13 protein-coding genes are annotated in these 14,983 nt (G+C 70.0%); 5 read left to right on the plus strand and 8 right to left on the minus strand.

All coding sequences use genetic code 11. The features are described 5' to 3' along the window. Positions 1-3 precede the first annotated feature (3 nt). Positions 4-1,485, minus strand: a complete 1,482-nt coding sequence (gene guaB / locus ACIBQ1_RS18315; RefSeq protein WP_397278847.1) for an IMP dehydrogenase — start codon at positions 1,483-1,485, stop codon at positions 4-6. A gap of 490 nt (positions 1,486-1,975) precedes the next feature. Between guaB and ACIBQ1_RS18320 the strand changes: the two genes are divergently transcribed. Further along, complete coding sequence (locus tag ACIBQ1_RS18320; RefSeq protein ID WP_397278849.1) at positions 1,976-2,965, plus strand: LuxR C-terminal-related transcriptional regulator; 990 nt, start codon at positions 1,976-1,978, stop codon at positions 2,963-2,965. 39 nt (positions 2,966-3,004) lie between these two features. Next, positions 3,005-3,382, plus strand: a complete 378-nt coding sequence (locus ACIBQ1_RS18325) for a DUF5319 domain-containing protein (RefSeq protein ID WP_090930411.1) — start codon at positions 3,005-3,007, stop codon at positions 3,380-3,382. Between the two features lie 109 nt (positions 3,383-3,491). Here ACIBQ1_RS18325 and ACIBQ1_RS18330 read toward each other — a convergent pair whose 3' ends face one another. Further along, a complete protein-coding gene (locus ACIBQ1_RS18330; RefSeq protein ID WP_397279112.1) occupies positions 3,492-4,127 on the minus strand; it encodes a sigma-70 family RNA polymerase sigma factor in 636 nt (211 codons plus the stop codon). A gap of 576 nt (positions 4,128-4,703) precedes the next feature. Between ACIBQ1_RS18330 and ACIBQ1_RS18335 the strand changes: the two genes are divergently transcribed. Beyond that, entirely contained in the window at positions 4,704-5,912 is a 1,209-nt protein-coding gene (locus ACIBQ1_RS18335; RefSeq protein ID WP_397278851.1) for an exo-alpha-sialidase, read from the plus strand. 69 nt (positions 5,913-5,981) lie between these two features. Here ACIBQ1_RS18335 and groL read toward each other — a convergent pair whose 3' ends face one another. Both groL and groES read right to left on the minus strand, forming a co-directional pair. Continuing rightward, on the minus strand, positions 5,982-7,601 hold the full coding sequence (gene groL, locus ACIBQ1_RS18340; RefSeq protein ID WP_397278853.1) for a chaperonin GroEL: 1,620 nt from the start codon (positions 7,599-7,601) through the stop codon (positions 5,982-5,984). A gap of 73 nt (positions 7,602-7,674) precedes the next feature. Next, entirely contained in the window at positions 7,675-7,989 is a 315-nt protein-coding gene (groES, locus tag ACIBQ1_RS18345) for a co-chaperone GroES (protein ID WP_197093639.1), read from the minus strand. Positions 7,990-8,238: 249 nt separating this feature from the next. Between groES and ACIBQ1_RS18350 the strand changes: the two genes are divergently transcribed. Together ACIBQ1_RS18350 and ACIBQ1_RS18355 are read left to right on the plus strand one after the other, a co-directional pair. After that, the gene (locus tag ACIBQ1_RS18350; protein WP_397278855.1) at positions 8,239-9,489 is read left to right on the plus strand and encodes a methyltransferase domain-containing protein; all 1,251 of its coding nucleotides are present in this window, start codon (positions 8,239-8,241) and stop codon (positions 9,487-9,489) included. Positions 9,490-9,673: 184 nt separating this feature from the next. Further along, entirely contained in the window at positions 9,674-11,596 is a 1,923-nt protein-coding gene (locus ACIBQ1_RS18355) for a hypothetical protein (protein ID WP_397278857.1), read from the plus strand. Between the two features lie 271 nt (positions 11,597-11,867). On the opposite strand, the gene tsaD is transcribed toward ACIBQ1_RS18355, so the two are convergent. Genes tsaD through ACIBQ1_RS18375 form a run of 4 tightly spaced genes read right to left on the minus strand, consistent with a single transcriptional unit; the run spans position 11,868 to position 14,952 of the window. Further along, positions 11,868-12,899 (minus strand): tRNA (adenosine(37)-N6)-threonylcarbamoyltransferase complex transferase subunit TsaD, encoded by a 1,032-nt coding sequence (tsaD, locus tag ACIBQ1_RS18360; RefSeq protein ID WP_397278859.1) that lies wholly within the window; start codon positions 12,897-12,899, stop codon positions 11,868-11,870. Further along, positions 12,892-13,323 (minus strand): ribosomal protein S18-alanine N-acetyltransferase, encoded by a 432-nt coding sequence (gene rimI / locus ACIBQ1_RS18365; RefSeq protein WP_397278860.1) that lies wholly within the window; start codon positions 13,321-13,323, stop codon positions 12,892-12,894. Before rimI ends, tsaD begins: the two co-directional genes overlap by 8 nt. Positions 13,324-13,334: 11 nt before the next feature. Next, the gene (gene tsaB / locus ACIBQ1_RS18370) at positions 13,335-13,979 is read right to left on the minus strand and encodes a tRNA (adenosine(37)-N6)-threonylcarbamoyltransferase complex dimerization subunit type 1 TsaB (protein ID WP_397278862.1); all 645 of its coding nucleotides are present in this window, start codon (positions 13,977-13,979) and stop codon (positions 13,335-13,337) included. Between the two features lie 43 nt (positions 13,980-14,022). After that, the gene (locus tag ACIBQ1_RS18375; protein ID WP_397278864.1) at positions 14,023-14,952 is read right to left on the minus strand and encodes an aminoglycoside phosphotransferase family protein; all 930 of its coding nucleotides are present in this window, start codon (positions 14,950-14,952) and stop codon (positions 14,023-14,025) included. Between the last annotated feature and the right edge of the window lie 31 nt (positions 14,953-14,983).

The raw sequence follows: 14,983 nt of genomic DNA on the forward strand, positions 1-14,983 counted from the left end.
AACTTACCTTCTGTGATAGTTCGGAGCTTCCACGGTCATCTGGATGTCGTGGGGGTGGCTCTCCTTGAGGCCCGCCGCCGTGATCGGCATGAGCTCGCAGTCGGTGTGCATCTGCGTGATCGTGCGGCAGCCGGCGTACCACATCCCCTGGCGCAGGCCCCCGATGAGCTGGTGCGCGACGGCCGCGACCGGGCCGCGGTAGGGCACCTGGCCCTCGATGCCCTCGGGGATGTACTTGTCGTCGCCGCCGACGTCGGCCTGGGCGTAGCGGTCCTTGCTGAAGGAGGTGCCGCCGCGCTCGCGGTTGCGCACCGCGCCGAGCGACCCCATGCCCCGGTACGACTTGAACTGCTTGCCGTTGATGAAGATCAGCTCACCGGGCGACTCCTCGCAGCCGGCGAGCAGCGAACCCAGCATGACCGTGTCGGCTCCGGCCGCGATGGCCTTGACGATGTCGCCGGAGTACTGCAGGCCGCCGTCGCCAATGACCGGCACGCCCGCCGGCCCGCACGCCTTGGAGGCCTCGTAGATGGCCGTGACCTGCGGCGCGCCGACCCCGGCCACCACCCGCGTGGTGCAGATCGAGCCGGGCCCGACGCCCACCTTGACCGCGTCCGCGCCCGCGTCCACCAGCATCTGCGCCCCGGCCCTGGTCGCGATGTTGCCCGCGATGACCTGGACCTTGCTGTTGGCCTTGATCTTGCCGACCATGTCGGCCAGGCCCTTGGAGTGGCCGTGGGCCACGTCGACGACCACCACGTCGACGCCGGCCTCGATCAGCGACTTGGCCCGCAACTCGGCGTCGCCACCGACGCCGACGGCCGCCCCCACGATCAGCCGGCCGTCGGCGTCCTTGGTGGACAGCGGGTACTGCTCGCTCTTGGTGAAGTCCTTCACCGTGACCAGGCCGCGCAGCCTGCCGTCGGGGTCGACCAGCGGGAGCTTCTCGATCTTGTTCCGCCGGAGCAGGGCGAACGCCTCGTCACGCGACACCCCGACCGGGGCGGTGACGAGCGGCATCTTGGTCATGACCTCGCGTACGGCGCGCGAATGGTCGGCCTCGAAGCGCATGTCGCGGTTGGTCACGATGCCGAGCAGCGTGCCGTCCACGTCCGTCACCGGGACGCCCGAGATCCGGTACGTCGCGCAGAGCTTCTCGACGTCGGCCAGCGTGTCGTCGGGGCTGCAGGTCACCGGGTTGGTGACCATGCCGGCCTCGGACCGCTTGACCAGGTCGACCTGCTGGGCCTGCTCCTCGACCGACAGGTTGCGGTGCAGGATGCCGATGCCGCCCTGGCGGGCCATAGCGACCGCCATGCGGGCCTCGGTGACGGTGTCCATGGCCGCGGAGACCAGCGGGATGGACAGGGTGATGCCGCGGGACAGCCGGGACCTCGTATCCGCCTCGCCTGGTTGCAGGTCTGAATATCCCGGCACCAGCAGCACGTCATCGAAGGTCAAACCCATCTCGGTGAACTTGGACATGCTGCGGCCCCCTCCTGCCGACGCTCTGATTGAGCCAAGTCTAGGCCCTGCCTCCAAACCACGCCGCAGCACCCACACCAGGCGCGCCTACGGCCGGGACGGCGAGAACAGCGATGCCGGGAGCACGATGACCCCCACGGCCCGTCGTACTCCCGGCATCGAAAAGTGCCGAGGCACGGGACGGTCGGTGATCCGTCCCGTGCCTCGGCCACCGGCACCCGGGTCGAGGCGGCGCTTGGCGCCACCGAACCCCCCTCCGCGTCCTGATGGCCCGACGTCACTTCAGCCCTTGCAGGATGCCGACGCTAGGTAAAGCCTGCGTTACTGAACGGAACAACGCAATGTGAAAACGTGCAATTGCACGAAGTTGCACACCGCGCTCCGTCCAGTCGCCGCAACGGGGGGACACGAGCGTAATGCGGGGTTATCCTCACGGCACGCCCGTGTCCCCCCAACGGAGCCGCCCATAATGCGCAACGAGCCCCGTACCATGCCTGATCCTTTCGAGACGCTGGGCCTCGACCCGGCGCAGAGCGCGGTGTACACGGCGGTCCTGCGCCTGCATCGGGCGACCCGGACCGATCTCGCGCAGGCCATGGACGGTCCCATCGAGAAGGTCGGCCGCCAGCTCGACGACCTGGTCAAGCTGGGCGTGATCGACGAGCAGTCCGGGGAATACCTGGCCAGGCACCCGGCCGCGGCCCTCGGCAGGGTGATCGCCGAGCGGCTCGACCGGCTGGCGGAGGAGAGCCGCAGGATCGACTCGGCGCTCGGCTCGATCCGGTCGCTGATCCGCGACTACGACGCCGGCCGCGACTACCAGAGCGGCACCTTCACGGTGGAGATGGTGAACGGGGCCGACGTGCTGTACGAGAGCGTGGTCGGCATGGCGGTGCAATCTCCGCCGATGGAATTACTGACCGCGGTTCCCGACGAACGCACGATGATTGATTTTGCGCGCAAATTTGCGGAACTCTGGATAGACGCGCAGGAACGAAAACTTCTCACGGTTCACGCGATCATTCCGGTTTCGACCCTGGTTTTGCCGGGCGTACGCGACCAGCTCACCCGGGTGCTGGAGACCGGCGGAAAGGTACGCACGCTGGACCGGGTGCCGAGTTGGTTCATGACCGCGGGGCCCGAGGTCGCGGGCCTGCCCCCGTTCTGGGGCGGCAACCTGCCCGACCACGCCTACAACTTCTATCTCGTACGCACGCCGATCGTCGTGGGCATGCTCCGCACCCTGTTCAGGGAGCTGTGGACCAGGGCCGTACCCCTGCCATGGGGCCGCAGGGGCGACGGCATGGTCCAGGTCCTGCGGCTGGCCGCCCAGGGCATGTGCGACGACTCCATAGCCCGCCAGCTGGGGGTCTCGGTGCGCACGGTCCGGGCGAGGTTCGCGGAGGCCATGTCCGAACTGGGCGCTCAGTCGCGTTTCCACGCCGGCGTGGAGGCGGCCAGGCGCGGATGGCTGAGGTAATGTCCACCGCTCGGGCCGCTTCGGTCATATGGTGGGAAGGTGCTGGAAGACGTCCCCCGCGACCCGTTCGCGGACGACCCGAACGACCCTTCCTCGGCGATGGGCGCCCTCGACGACGCCGAACCCCTCACCGCGGCAGAACGCGACGAGGCCATCACGGACCTCGCCGACGTCGAGGTCTTCCGCTCCCTGCTCGAACCGCAGGGAGTGCTGGGTCTCGTACTCGACTGCCCTGAATGCGGCGAGCAGCACTTCTTCGACTGGGAGCTGCTGCGCGGCAACCTACGACAAATGATCGAGAAAGGCCAGCCGCAGGTCCACGAGCCGGCCTTTCATCCGGACCCGGCCGACTACGTCAGCTGGGAGTACGCCAGAGGCTATGTCGACGGCGTCATCGACACGGAGGAACGCCGCTGACCGACATCATCGAGCAGCACGGCCAGCAACCGCACGGCTGGATCGCCTGAGTCGGGCCTCTCTCCACGGCCGAGCGCGTCGAGCAGCGCGTCGGTCTCTTCCTCTGGCGTCAAGCCGACTCCAGCTCGGCCATCTGCCGCAATCTGGCCAGCGCCCGATGCTGGGCGACACGGACTGCACCCGGTGACATACCGAGTACATTACCGGTCTCCTCGGCCGACAACCCCGACACCACTCGCAACAGCAGCAGCTCTCGCTGGTTCTCGGGCAGCCTGGCCAGCAGCCTGCGCGCGTGCTCGACCTCGATGTAGCGGACCACCGTCTCCTCGGGCCCGGGCCCGTCGTCCGGCCCATCGGGCAGATCCTGAGTCGGTACGGCCGAGCGCACCGAACTCCGCAGCGCGTCGGCCACTTTGTGCGAGGCGATCCCGAACACGAAGGAGGCGAACGGCCGCCCCATGTCGCGGTATCGCGGCAGCGCGGACAGGACCGCGATGCACACCTCCTGGGCTACGTCATCGGCAATGTGATATTGCCCTGAAACCCTGCCCAGCCGGGCGCGGCAATACCGCACCACCATCGGACGCAACTCACCGAGCAGGGATTCGATCGCACTGCGATCTCCCTGCACGGCGAGGTTCGTCAGTTCCCTAAGGTCGGAGTCATCCGTCCGTGCCGGAAGTCTCGACGCGAGCCTTACCCCAATTTTGGCGTCGGCGACGCTTCCCTCGCTCACGATAGGCATGATGCCCGCACTGATCCGGCCTGTCGTCATGGCGAACGGCTACGGATTGGTCACATTGAAGCGACGATAACGGGCAGTAATCAAATGACCACACTAAGGCTTATCTAGTGACATTATGTTTCATCCCATAACCTGAAATGCACGACAATTGTCAGACCCCGGACGTCTATCACCCCCTGCCGGTTTACTCCAATAATCCACCTTTTCCCCCACTTCCCCCCAAAGCGCCGAACCTGCGACCTCACCAAGGCGATCCTCGCCGATCGCGCGCACATGATCGCGGAGCGCGAGCGGCCGCCACAGTCGGCGCCGGCCTCCATGACCGCGCAGGGAAGCACCAGCGAGGCCGGGCTCGCCGCGTCACCCCGGGCCGGGACAAGGGCCTTCTCCATGCCACCCACGCCCGCCGGTTCCTCGCCGAGAACCTGGGCCGGGCCGAGGGCCGCGCTCTTGATCGCCTATGTGGGTGAACCTCAGCACCGCGCGGATGATCTGAGAGCAGAAGATCGAGAAAACGGCCCGGATCCTTCAAGCAGTGAGACGATCATGACCGCGAACGCGTAAATGGAGGCATTGATGCGCACATTACGAACGTTCACCGCGGCGATCGGGGCAGTCCTGGCTGTGGCCCTCACCGCATCACCCGCGGCAGCCGCGCAGCCGCCCACATACACCTTCCACAAGCAGATCCTGTGGAAGTCGATTCCCGCCGGTGGATCGCAGGAGGCCACCTGCTACCGGCTGCCGGCGGTCGTGAAGACCAGCAACAACGTGCTGCTCGCCTTCGCCGAACGGCGCAACAGGAACAACTGCGCCGACCACGGCGCGTTCGACGTCGTCATGCGGCGCTCGACGGACAACGGCGCCACCTGGGACGCCAGCAGGGTCGTGCTGCCCAGTACGGCCGGAGCGGCCCTGCAGGGGAACGCGACCGTGGTCGCCGACTCCAGCGGGCCGGTGTTCCTGTTCACGACCTCGGAGCCCACCGCCTCCCAGACCACGCCGCGTACGCCGAAGGTCCAGGTCAGCACGGACGACGGCGTCAAATGGTCGGACCCGAAGGACCTGTCGGGCGTCATCAAGGCGCCCGCGGGCGCCGGGGACTGGTTCGCCACGGGGCCGGGGCACGGCATCCAGCTGACGCAGCCCGCCCACGACGGGCGGCTGGTGGTGCCCGTCTACTTCAGCGTGGGCGGCACGCAGAGCGTACGGCTGATCTACAGCGACGACCACGGCGGGACCTGGCGGATCGGCGCGACCGCGACCTACGACAAGTCGGTGCTGAAGCTCGGCGAGCAGACCCTGGTCGAGCGGACCGACGGCAGCATCCTCGTGATCGCCCGCAACGGCGCCGTCCCCGACGACCAGACCTCCGTCCACGGCCTGGCCCGGGGCGTGAGCACGGACGGGGGCCAGTCCTTCGACGGCGATTTCCGGGCCGACGGCGCGATCACGGCGCCGCCCACCCACCCGGCCCTGCTGCGCCAGCGCGACAAAGCCCCCTACACCCGGATCCTGCTGTCCGCGCCCGCCACCCCGAAGACCGACAACAACCCGGTGGGCATGAACGTTCGCTCGTCGTTCGACGAAGGCGCGACCTGGCGGAACTACGACAACTCCACCGACAACGCCGGTGTCCGGATCGACGGCGACCACGCCGGATATTCCGACATGACGCTCCTCGGCAACGGCGCTGTCGGCGTCCTGTACGAGGCCGGCCTGACCCGCTTTCGGGACGAGATCCGCTGGAACTGGTTCTGGGAGAGCGCCATCGGCCTGCGCTGAGCCCTGCCCGAGACGCCGAACGGCCCGCACCCGAAAAGGGTTGCGGGCCGTGGCGAGCGAAGAGACGGGTCAGTGGCCGTGGCCGTGACCGTGACCCCCGCCGGCGGCCGGGGCTTCCTCCTCGGGCTTGTCCACCACGAGCGCCTCGGTCGTGAGGAGCATGCCCGCGATCGACGCGGCGTTCTGGACGGCCGAACGCGTGACCTTGACCGGGTCGATGACGCCCTGCGCGATCAGGTCGCCGTACTCGCCGGTCGCGGCGTTGAGGCCGTGGCCGGCCTCCAGCTCGGCGACCTTGTGCGTCACCACGTAGCCCTCGAGACCGGCGTTCTCGGCGATCCAGCGGGCCGGCTCGACCAGGGCGCGGCGCACGACGCCGACACCCGTGGCCTCGTCGCCCGTCAGGCCGAGGTCGTCGAGACCCTTGGAGACGTGGATCAGCGCGGAGCCACCGCCGGAGACGATGCCCTCCTCGATCGCGGCGCGCGTCGCGGAGATCGCGTCCTCGAGGCGGTGCTTCTTCTCCTTCAGCTCCACCTCGGTGGCGGCGCCGACGCGCAGCACGCACACACCGCCGGCGAGCTTGGCCAGGCGCTCCTGCAGCTTCTCGCGGTCCCAGTCGGAGTCGGACTGCTCGATGGCGAGCCTGATCTCCTTGACGCGGTCCTCGATGGCCTGCGGGTCACCGGCGCCGTCGACGATGGTGGTGTTGTCCTTCGTGACGACGACGCGGCGGGCCGTGCCGAGCACCTCGAGACCGACGTGCTCCAGCTTGAGGCCGACCTCCTCGCTGACGACCTGGCCACCGGTGAGGATGGCGATGTCCTGCAGCATGGCCTTGCGGCGGTCGCCGAAGCCCGGGGCCTTGACGGCCACGGAGGTGAAGGTGCCGCGGATCTTGTTGGTGACCAGGACGGCCAGGGCCTCGCCCTCGACGTCCTCGGCGATCACGAGCAGCGACTTCTTCGTCTGGGCGATCTTCTCCAGCAGCGGCAGGAAGTCCGCGATGGAGGCGATCTTGCCCTGGTTGATCAGGATGTAGGCGTCCTCGAGGACGGACTCCATCCGCTCGGGGTCGGTCACCATGTACTGCGACACGTAGCCCTTGTCGAACTGCATGCCCTCGGTGAACTCGAGCTCCATGCCCATGGCGTTGGACTCTTCGACGGTGAGGACACCGTCCTTGCCCACCTTGTCGAACGCCTCGGCGATCAGGTCGCCGATCTGCGCGTCCTGAGCGGAGATCGTGGCGACGTTGGCGATCTCCTTCTTGTCGGCCACCTCGCGGGCGCTGTCGAGCAGCTTGTCGCTGATCGCCTTGGCGGCCTTGTCGATGCCGCGCTTGAGCGACAGCGGCGAGGCGCCGGCGGCCACGTTGCGCAGACCCTCGCGGACCATGGCCTGGGCCAGGACGGTGGCGGTGGTGGTGCCGTCACCCGCGATGTCGTTGGTCTTGGTGGCAACTTCCTTGGCGAGCTGGGCGCCGAGGTTTTCGTAGCGCTCCTCCAGCTCGATCTCACGAGCGATGGTCACACCGTCGTTCGTGATCGTCGGCGCACCGAACTTCTTGTCGATGACGACGTTACGGCCGCGCGGGCCGAGGGTTACCTTGACGGCGTCGGCGAGAGCGTTCACACCGCGCTCGAGCGCGCGGCGGGCACCCTCGTCGAACTCCAGGATCTTCGCCATTGCTTGAAAGTCCTCTCCTAGCGTCGAAAGCCCCGGCCGCCCTCAAGAGCGCCCGGGGCTCGACACATCCGGCTTACTTCTCGATGATCGCGAGAACGTCGCGGGCGGAGAGCACGAGGTACTCCTCGCCGCCGTACTTGACCTCGGTGCCGCCGTACTTGCTGTAGAGGACGATGTCGCCCTCAGAGACGTCGAGCGGAATCCGCTTGTCGCCGTCCTCATCCCAGTTGCCCGGGCCCACCGCGAGGACCTTGCCCTCTTGCGGCTTCTCCTTGGCGGTGTCAGGGATGACCAGGCCGGAAGCGGTGGTCTGCTCGGCCTCAAGCGGCTGAACCACAATGCGGTCGCCGAGCGGCTTAACGGGAACCTTGGTGGCGGTCGTCACGATCGGACCTCCCCTTCAGATTTGAATGATCTAGAAGAGGCGACCAGCTGGGCCTGCCGTCGCGGGTGTCAGACCTGCCTCGTCGCACGTTGGCACTCTCAAGGGGAGAGTGCCAACAGGAAACATATGCAAGAGGGGCTTGACAGTCAACACGAACGCGTCTGCTGAGAGCGATCAGACCGAAGCTGCCCCCTCCAGATACGTTACGCCCACGGTCCGACCGGGTCGGACATGGCGCTAACGTCGGGTGATGTGGACCTTGACGCCTTCGACGAGCTGCTGACCCCGCGCGGGCAGCGGGCGCTCGCGGAGGCCCGGGAGCTGGTGGGCACCGATCCCGTGGCCGCCGCCACGAGGCTGCGCAGGACGTACGACGCCGCCCTCACCTCCGCGGCCCTCACCCAGGCGGGGCTGCGGGAGCGCGGCAGGGCCAAGTTCGGCGAGGACGCCGAGCGGATGTACTTCACGCCGCACGGCCTGGAGCAGTCCACGCGGATGGAGGTCGCCGACCACCGCGCCCGCCGCCTGACCGGCGGGACGCGGACGAGCACCCCCCTGCGCGAGCCCGGGAGCGCCGGCGCACCTCCGCGAGGGCTTGGCGTCGCGGGGGCGGACCGGCCTGGGCTCAGGGTGGTGGACGCCTGTTGCGGCATCGGCGGCGACCTCCTCGCGCTGGCCCGCGCCGGCTGCGCCGTGGACGCCGTGGACGCCGACCCGCTGACCGTCGCCGTGGCCAGGGCCAACGCCGACGCGTTCGGGCTGGGCGACAGGGTGACGGTGTCCGTGGGGGACGCGGCCGAGGTCCGGCCGGAGGAGTACGACGTGCTGTTCGCCGACCCGGCCAGGCGGACGGGCCGGGGCAGGACGTTCGACCCCATGGCCTACTCCCCTCCCTGGCCGGTGGTGCTCGACCTGGTCTCCAGGGCCGCCCTGGCGTGCGTGAAGGTCGCCCCGGGCATCCCGTACGAGTTCATCCCCGGCGACGCCGAGGCCGAGTGGGTCTCGTACAAGGGCGAGGTCAAGGAGGCGGTTCTCTGGACCGGCCAGGAGGGGGCGACGCGCCGCGCCACCCTGCTGCCCGGCGGCCACACGCTGATCGCCACGGGAGCCGAGGCCCCGGTCGGCCCGGCCGGCAGGTACGTCTACGAGCCGGACGGCGCGGCCATCCGGGCACACCTCGTGGGCGAGGTGTCGGAAATCGTGAACGGGCGCCTGCTCGACCCGATGATCGCCTACATCACCGGTGACGACCCGATCGACACCCCATGGGCGAGCAGATATGAAATAGAGGACGTTATCCCGTTCTCGGGGAAAAGGCTGCGCGCCGCACTCCGCGAGCGACAAGTCGGAAATGTCACCATCAAGAAGCGTGGCTCCGCCGTGGACATCGAGCGCCTCCGTTCAGATCTCCGGCTAAAGGGTGAAAAATCGGCAACTATCATCCTTACCCGGATCCTCGACAAGCCATCGGTCATCATCTGCGACACCTCTCCACCTGCTTAAACCGGTCATTCAACCGTTAACCTCGATCTTTCACTTCGCCCCTGACGGACCTTGATCGAGGGGCTAAGGTGGGCGGTCGGGAGTTCTCCCCTAATGCGTTTTCCGCGTACCCGCTTGTTCATCTGAAAATCGGACCTATCCCACCGCTGCGCGGCAGACCGTCGGCGAGCCAAAGGAGCTTTCGGTGGATCATTCCAACCACACCACCCTTCTCCAGGCAGGAGGCCAGTCCGGCATCTCCGAGAGGATGCGGGACCTGCTGGCGCGCGCTTCGCAGGATCATGTGTACGAGCAGCGCACGCAGGGTGCCGTGCTGGACGAGATCCGCCAGCGGCTCGAGGGCATGGAGTGGCTGCTGCGCGAGGTGCGCGAGCGCGAGCTCGGCGGCCTCAGCGGCACGCTGCAGGCGGTCAGCGGGCGGCTCGACGACATCACCGCCAAGCCGCCGATGTGGGCGGAGGGGCTGGCTCAGCACGTGGAGGCGGTACGCGACCACGTGGACGCCGTCGGGGAGCGGGTGGGAGACATCGACGCCCGCGTCGCCCCCGTGGCCGACCTGCCCGACCTGCGGGCCGACCTGGGCACGATGGGCGAGGGCGTGGACGAGGCGCTCACCCGCCTGCAGACGGTGCTCGACACCACGGACGGCCTCACGAAAGGAATGTCCGACTTCACCGCCAAGCTGGCCACGCTCAACACCAGCATGGAGGCCGCCGCGAGCCGCTTCACCAGGCTCGACAAGTCGATGGCCGACCTGACCACCCGTACCGGCCGGGTCGAGATCGCGGTCGGCGACCTGTCGGAGCACCTCACCACCCGGCTGGACGAGCAGGACCAGCAGCTCGCCGTCCGGATGGACGAGACGGACCGGCGGCTGATCACCCGGTTCGACGAGGCCGACCGGCACCTCACGGCCCGCCTGGACGCCACCGACCAACGGCTCACGGCCCGGTTCGACGCCGCCGACCAGCGGCTGACGGTCCGGCTCGACGAGACCGACGATCGGCTCTCCAGCCGCCTCGACGAGACCGACCAGCGGCTCTCCGACCGCCTCGACCAGACCGGCCGGCGGCTGACCGCCCGGATGGACGAGACCGACCAGCGCCTGGCCACCAGCCTCGTCGAGGCGGACGAGCGGCTGGCCAGCCGCCTCAAGGAGTCCGACGAGCAGCTCAGCAGCCGCCTGTCCGACGTCGAGCTGCGGCTCACCGCCCGGCTCGACGAGGCCGACCAGCACCTCGCCGTCCAGCTCGGCGAGAGCGAGCAGCGCCTGAGCGCCCGGCTCAGCGGCGTGGACGCCCGGCTCGACCGGGTCGAGGGCAGGCTCACGGGCCTCGACTCCAGGCTCACCGGCTTCGACAGCCGCCTGGAATCCGCCGACGAGTGCCTGGCCGACATCGACACCAGGCTCGACGGCCTCGACGGCAGGATGGCCGGCGTCGACAAGCGGCTCCTGTCCGTGGACAACCAGCTCGGCGGCGTGGACAAGCGCCTGGGCACCGTGGACGGCCATCTCGGCCGCCACGACGACAGGTTCGACGCGCTCGACGTGCGCATCGACGCCCGCTTCTGCGCCCTCGACGAGCACCTGGCCGCCTCCGACCAGCGCCTCGGCGAGCTGTCCACGCGCAACGAGGGCCGCTTCAACAAGCTCGACACCCAGATCGACTCCATCGACGAGCGGCTGGGCGAGGCCGAGGAGCACCTGAGCACCCGCTTCGACGGCCTCGACACCCGCTTCAACGGCCTCGACACCCACCTCAACGGCCTGGCCACCCGCGCCGAGCAGACCAGCGCCCACCTGGAGTCCGTCGACGACCGTATCGAGACCGTCAGCGAGCGCGTGGGCCGGCTCCCCGAGGCCCTGGCGGGCCAGAGCGAGCTGCTCCAGGCGCACGCCGGAGAGCAGGCCGAGCGCCTGACCGCCGCCGCGAGCGCGCTCACCGAGCTGGTCATCTCGCGCCCCGACCGCGACCAGCTCACGGAGACGGTCACCGGCATCGTCCAGCCCGCGACCGACGACCTCACCAAGCGTCTGGGCGCCCTGGAGGAGACCATGCTGGCGCTGGCCGAGGCGCTCCTGCGCCCCACCAGGGCCAAGGACTGACCGCCTGACCCACCGGAGAGATCCCGAGGGCGACTTTCGGCCGTGTCCCTCGGCAGCATGGCCCGGGCGGCCGTGCCGCCGAAGGGCACGGCTCGCTACGTTCCGGCCAGGGCCCTCACGAGCCGGAGTCCCTCACCGCGGCCGGAGGTCGCCTGGGGAGACCCGGGACGCGGTGAGCGCCGCCCTGGGGCGTGGGCACGCCACCAGGGCCTTCACGGCCTCCTGGGCGCGTGCCGTCCAAGGCACGGCCCAAGCGGCTCAGCGGCGCCTCTCACACGTGAACGGTCGTGATCGGCAGCGAGGAGTCGGCCGGGATCTCCAGCGTCGACGGCGTGATCCCGGCCGCGACCAGGTCGGAGCCCAGGGCGGCGACCATCGCGCCGTTGTCGGTGCACAACCCGGGCCGGGGCACGCGCAGCCGTACGCCCGCCGCGTCGCACCGCTCCTGGGCCAGCGCGCGCAGCCGCGAGTTGGCCGCCACGCCGCCGCCGATCAGCAGGTCGTGCACGTCGTACTTCCGGCACGCCTGCAGCGCCTTGCGGGTCAGCACGTCGACCACGGCCTCCTGGAACGAGGCGGCCACGTCGGGCACGTGGATCGACTGCCCGGACGCCTCGCGGGCCTCCACCCAGCGCGCCACGGCCGTCTTGAGCCCGGAGAAGGAGAAGTCGAGCGTCCCGTCGTCGATCTTGCCGCGCGGGAACGCAATCGCCGCGCCCGCGCCGTCGCGCGCCGCCCGGTCGATGTGCGGGCCGCCGGGGAACGGCAGCCCCAGCACCCGCGCGACCTTGTCGAACGCCTCGCCGGCCGCGTCGTCGACCGTAGAGCCGAGCGAGATCACGTCGGCGGCCACGTCGGGCACGAGCAGCAGCGACGAGTGGCCGCCCGACACGAGCAGGGCTATGCACGGCTTGGGCAGTGGCCCGTGTTCGAGCTGGTCGACGGCCACGTGGGCGGCCAGGTGGTTGACGCCGTAGAGGGGGACGCCGAGGCCCAGCGCGTAGGACTTGGCGGCGGCCACGCCCACCAGCAGCGCCCCCGCCAGCCCCGGGCCCGCGGTGACGGCGACGGCGTCGATGTCGGAGAACTTCAGGCCTGCCTCGGCCAGCGCGGCCTCCACGGTCGGCGTCATGGCCTCCAGGTGGGCGCGCGAGGCCACCTCGGGCACCACGCCGCCGTAGCGGGCGTGCTCGTCCATGCTGGAGGCGATCGTGTTGGCCAGCAGGGTGTGGCCTCTGACGATGCCGATGCCGGTCTCGTCGCAGGAGGTCTCGATGCCCAGGACCAGTGGTTCGTCAGTCATCAAGATTCCTTCTCATCATGATCGCGTCGGTGCCGTCGTCGTAGTAGCGGCGGCGGGTGCCGATCTCCTCGAACCCGTAATGCCGGTAGACGGCCTGCGCGCGCGGATTGTCGGCGCGTACTTCCAGGAAGATCTCCCGTGCGCGCCTGCGGCCCGCCTCGGCCAGCAGCGCGGTCAGCAGGGCGCCGCCGATGCCCGTGCCCTGGTGCTTCTCCAGCACCGCGATGGTCTGCACGTCGGCCTGGTCGGCCGCGGAGGCGAGCCCGGCGTAGCCGATGATCTCGTCGTCCACGACGGCCACCACGTAGTGGCGCGAGCGTGGCATGTCGGCCAGCTCGCCGCGCATCATGCCCTCGCTCCACGCGTCGAGCGGGAACGTGGCCTGCTCGATCGCCATGACCGCCGGCAGGTCGGCCTCGGTCATCGGCCTGAGTATCACGCCGTCACCCGCTTGGGCGCCCCCGGCACGACGGCGTCGGGCCTGCGCAGGTAGATCGGGCGGGGTGGGTCGAGCGGCGTGCCCTGGGCGAGCCGCTCGGCCGCGAGGGCGGCCAGGGCCCCGGCGTAGGGATAGGGAGGCGCGTCGCTCTCGCCGAGGATCTCGGGGTAGAGCCCGGCGCCGGCGCCCACGACCGGCAGGCCCGCGACGGGCACGTCGGCGGGCCGGTCGACGAAGGGCCCGTCGATCCTGGTGCGCATGTCCGCATAGCGCGCCCAGAACACCTCTTTGCGCCGCGCGTCGGTGGCCGCCAGGAACGGCTCGGCGAGCCCGCTGCCGTAGGCGACGGCGTCGAGCGTGCAGACGCCGTACGCGGGGACCCCCAGCGTGGTGGCGAGCCCCTGCGCGGTCATCAGCCCGACCCGCAGCCCGGTGTAGGGGCCGGGGCCGCTGCCCGCCACGATGGCGGTCACGTCGCGTAGCGCCGCTCCCGCCTCGTGCAGCACGCGTTCGATGGTGGGGACGAGCAGCTCGCCGTGACGCCGGGCGTCGATCGTCGTGTGCTCGGCGAGCACGCGTTCACCGTCGTGGAGCGCGGCGGTGACGGCGGGTGTCGCGGTATCAAAGGCCAGGACCAGCACGGCTGTCTAGCCTACCCGCCGTACGGCCCGCCGCCTCCAAAAGTCAAGACCAGCCCGTGCGACGCTTGAGCCAGTCGAGCGCGACCACCCCCTGCGCCCGCTGGAACGCCCTGACCGTGGGCAGTCCCGGCGGGTCGGGCAGCCGGCCGTGACGGACGAAGTAGCCGGCGAGCCCGGCGACCACCGCGGTCACCGCGGGATCGGGATCGGTGAACAGCTCGTGCGGCATCGGCCCGCCCTGCATGCCGACCGACGGCAGCATGCCCACCAGATCGAACCAGGGCGCGCCCACGCAGGCCCACGGCCAGTCCACGACGTAGACGCGGTCGCCGCTGAGCAGGACGTTGTCGGCCCGCAGGTCCCTGTGGAGCAGGGTGTCGCCCGCCGCCGCCGCGGCCCAGCCGGACTCGAGTTCCGCCAGCTCGCCGAGGTGGCGCAGCGCCCACGGGTCGAGCCCGTCGGTGTCCTCCTCCAGCAGGTCGCGCCAGCCGCGGAACGACGATTCGAGGGCCTCGGCTATGGGCGGCGCGGCGATCGGGGCGGGGGTGAGCGCGGCCGACATCCGCCGGACGGCGTCGAGCACCCGGTCGAGCTGGTCCGGCCGCCAGGGCGTCTCGGGATGCTCGCCCTCGATGTCCTCGAAGACCAGCGCGACCCAGCCGTCGAGCTCGAAGCCGGTCAGCAGCCGTGGCGCGGGCACGGACTCCGGCAGCGCGGCGGCGATCTCCAGCTCGGCGCGGTAGATGCGGACGCTGTCGGCGTTCGGCTCGGGGCCGACGGCCTTGACGAACGCGCGCCTGCCGTTCGCCGCGCGCAGCCGGACCGCGGCCGCCGGCGAGAAGCCGCCCGGCTGGGTGACCGCCTCGGCCACGCGCGCCCCGAGGAAGTCCTCGACCGCCGCGCGCACCTGGGGATGCACGCTCTCCCAGGGCACGCGCACGCCGGTCGCGGGCGGGTTGGTGTCTACGCTCACGCCTCCATCGTCCCGGAAGCCGGGTGGGGGG

Origin of the sequence: Nonomuraea sp. NPDC050153 (assembly GCF_044460125.1) — a bacterium.
In the GTDB taxonomy this organism is placed as follows: Bacteria; Actinomycetota; Actinomycetes; order Streptosporangiales; family Streptosporangiaceae; genus Nonomuraea.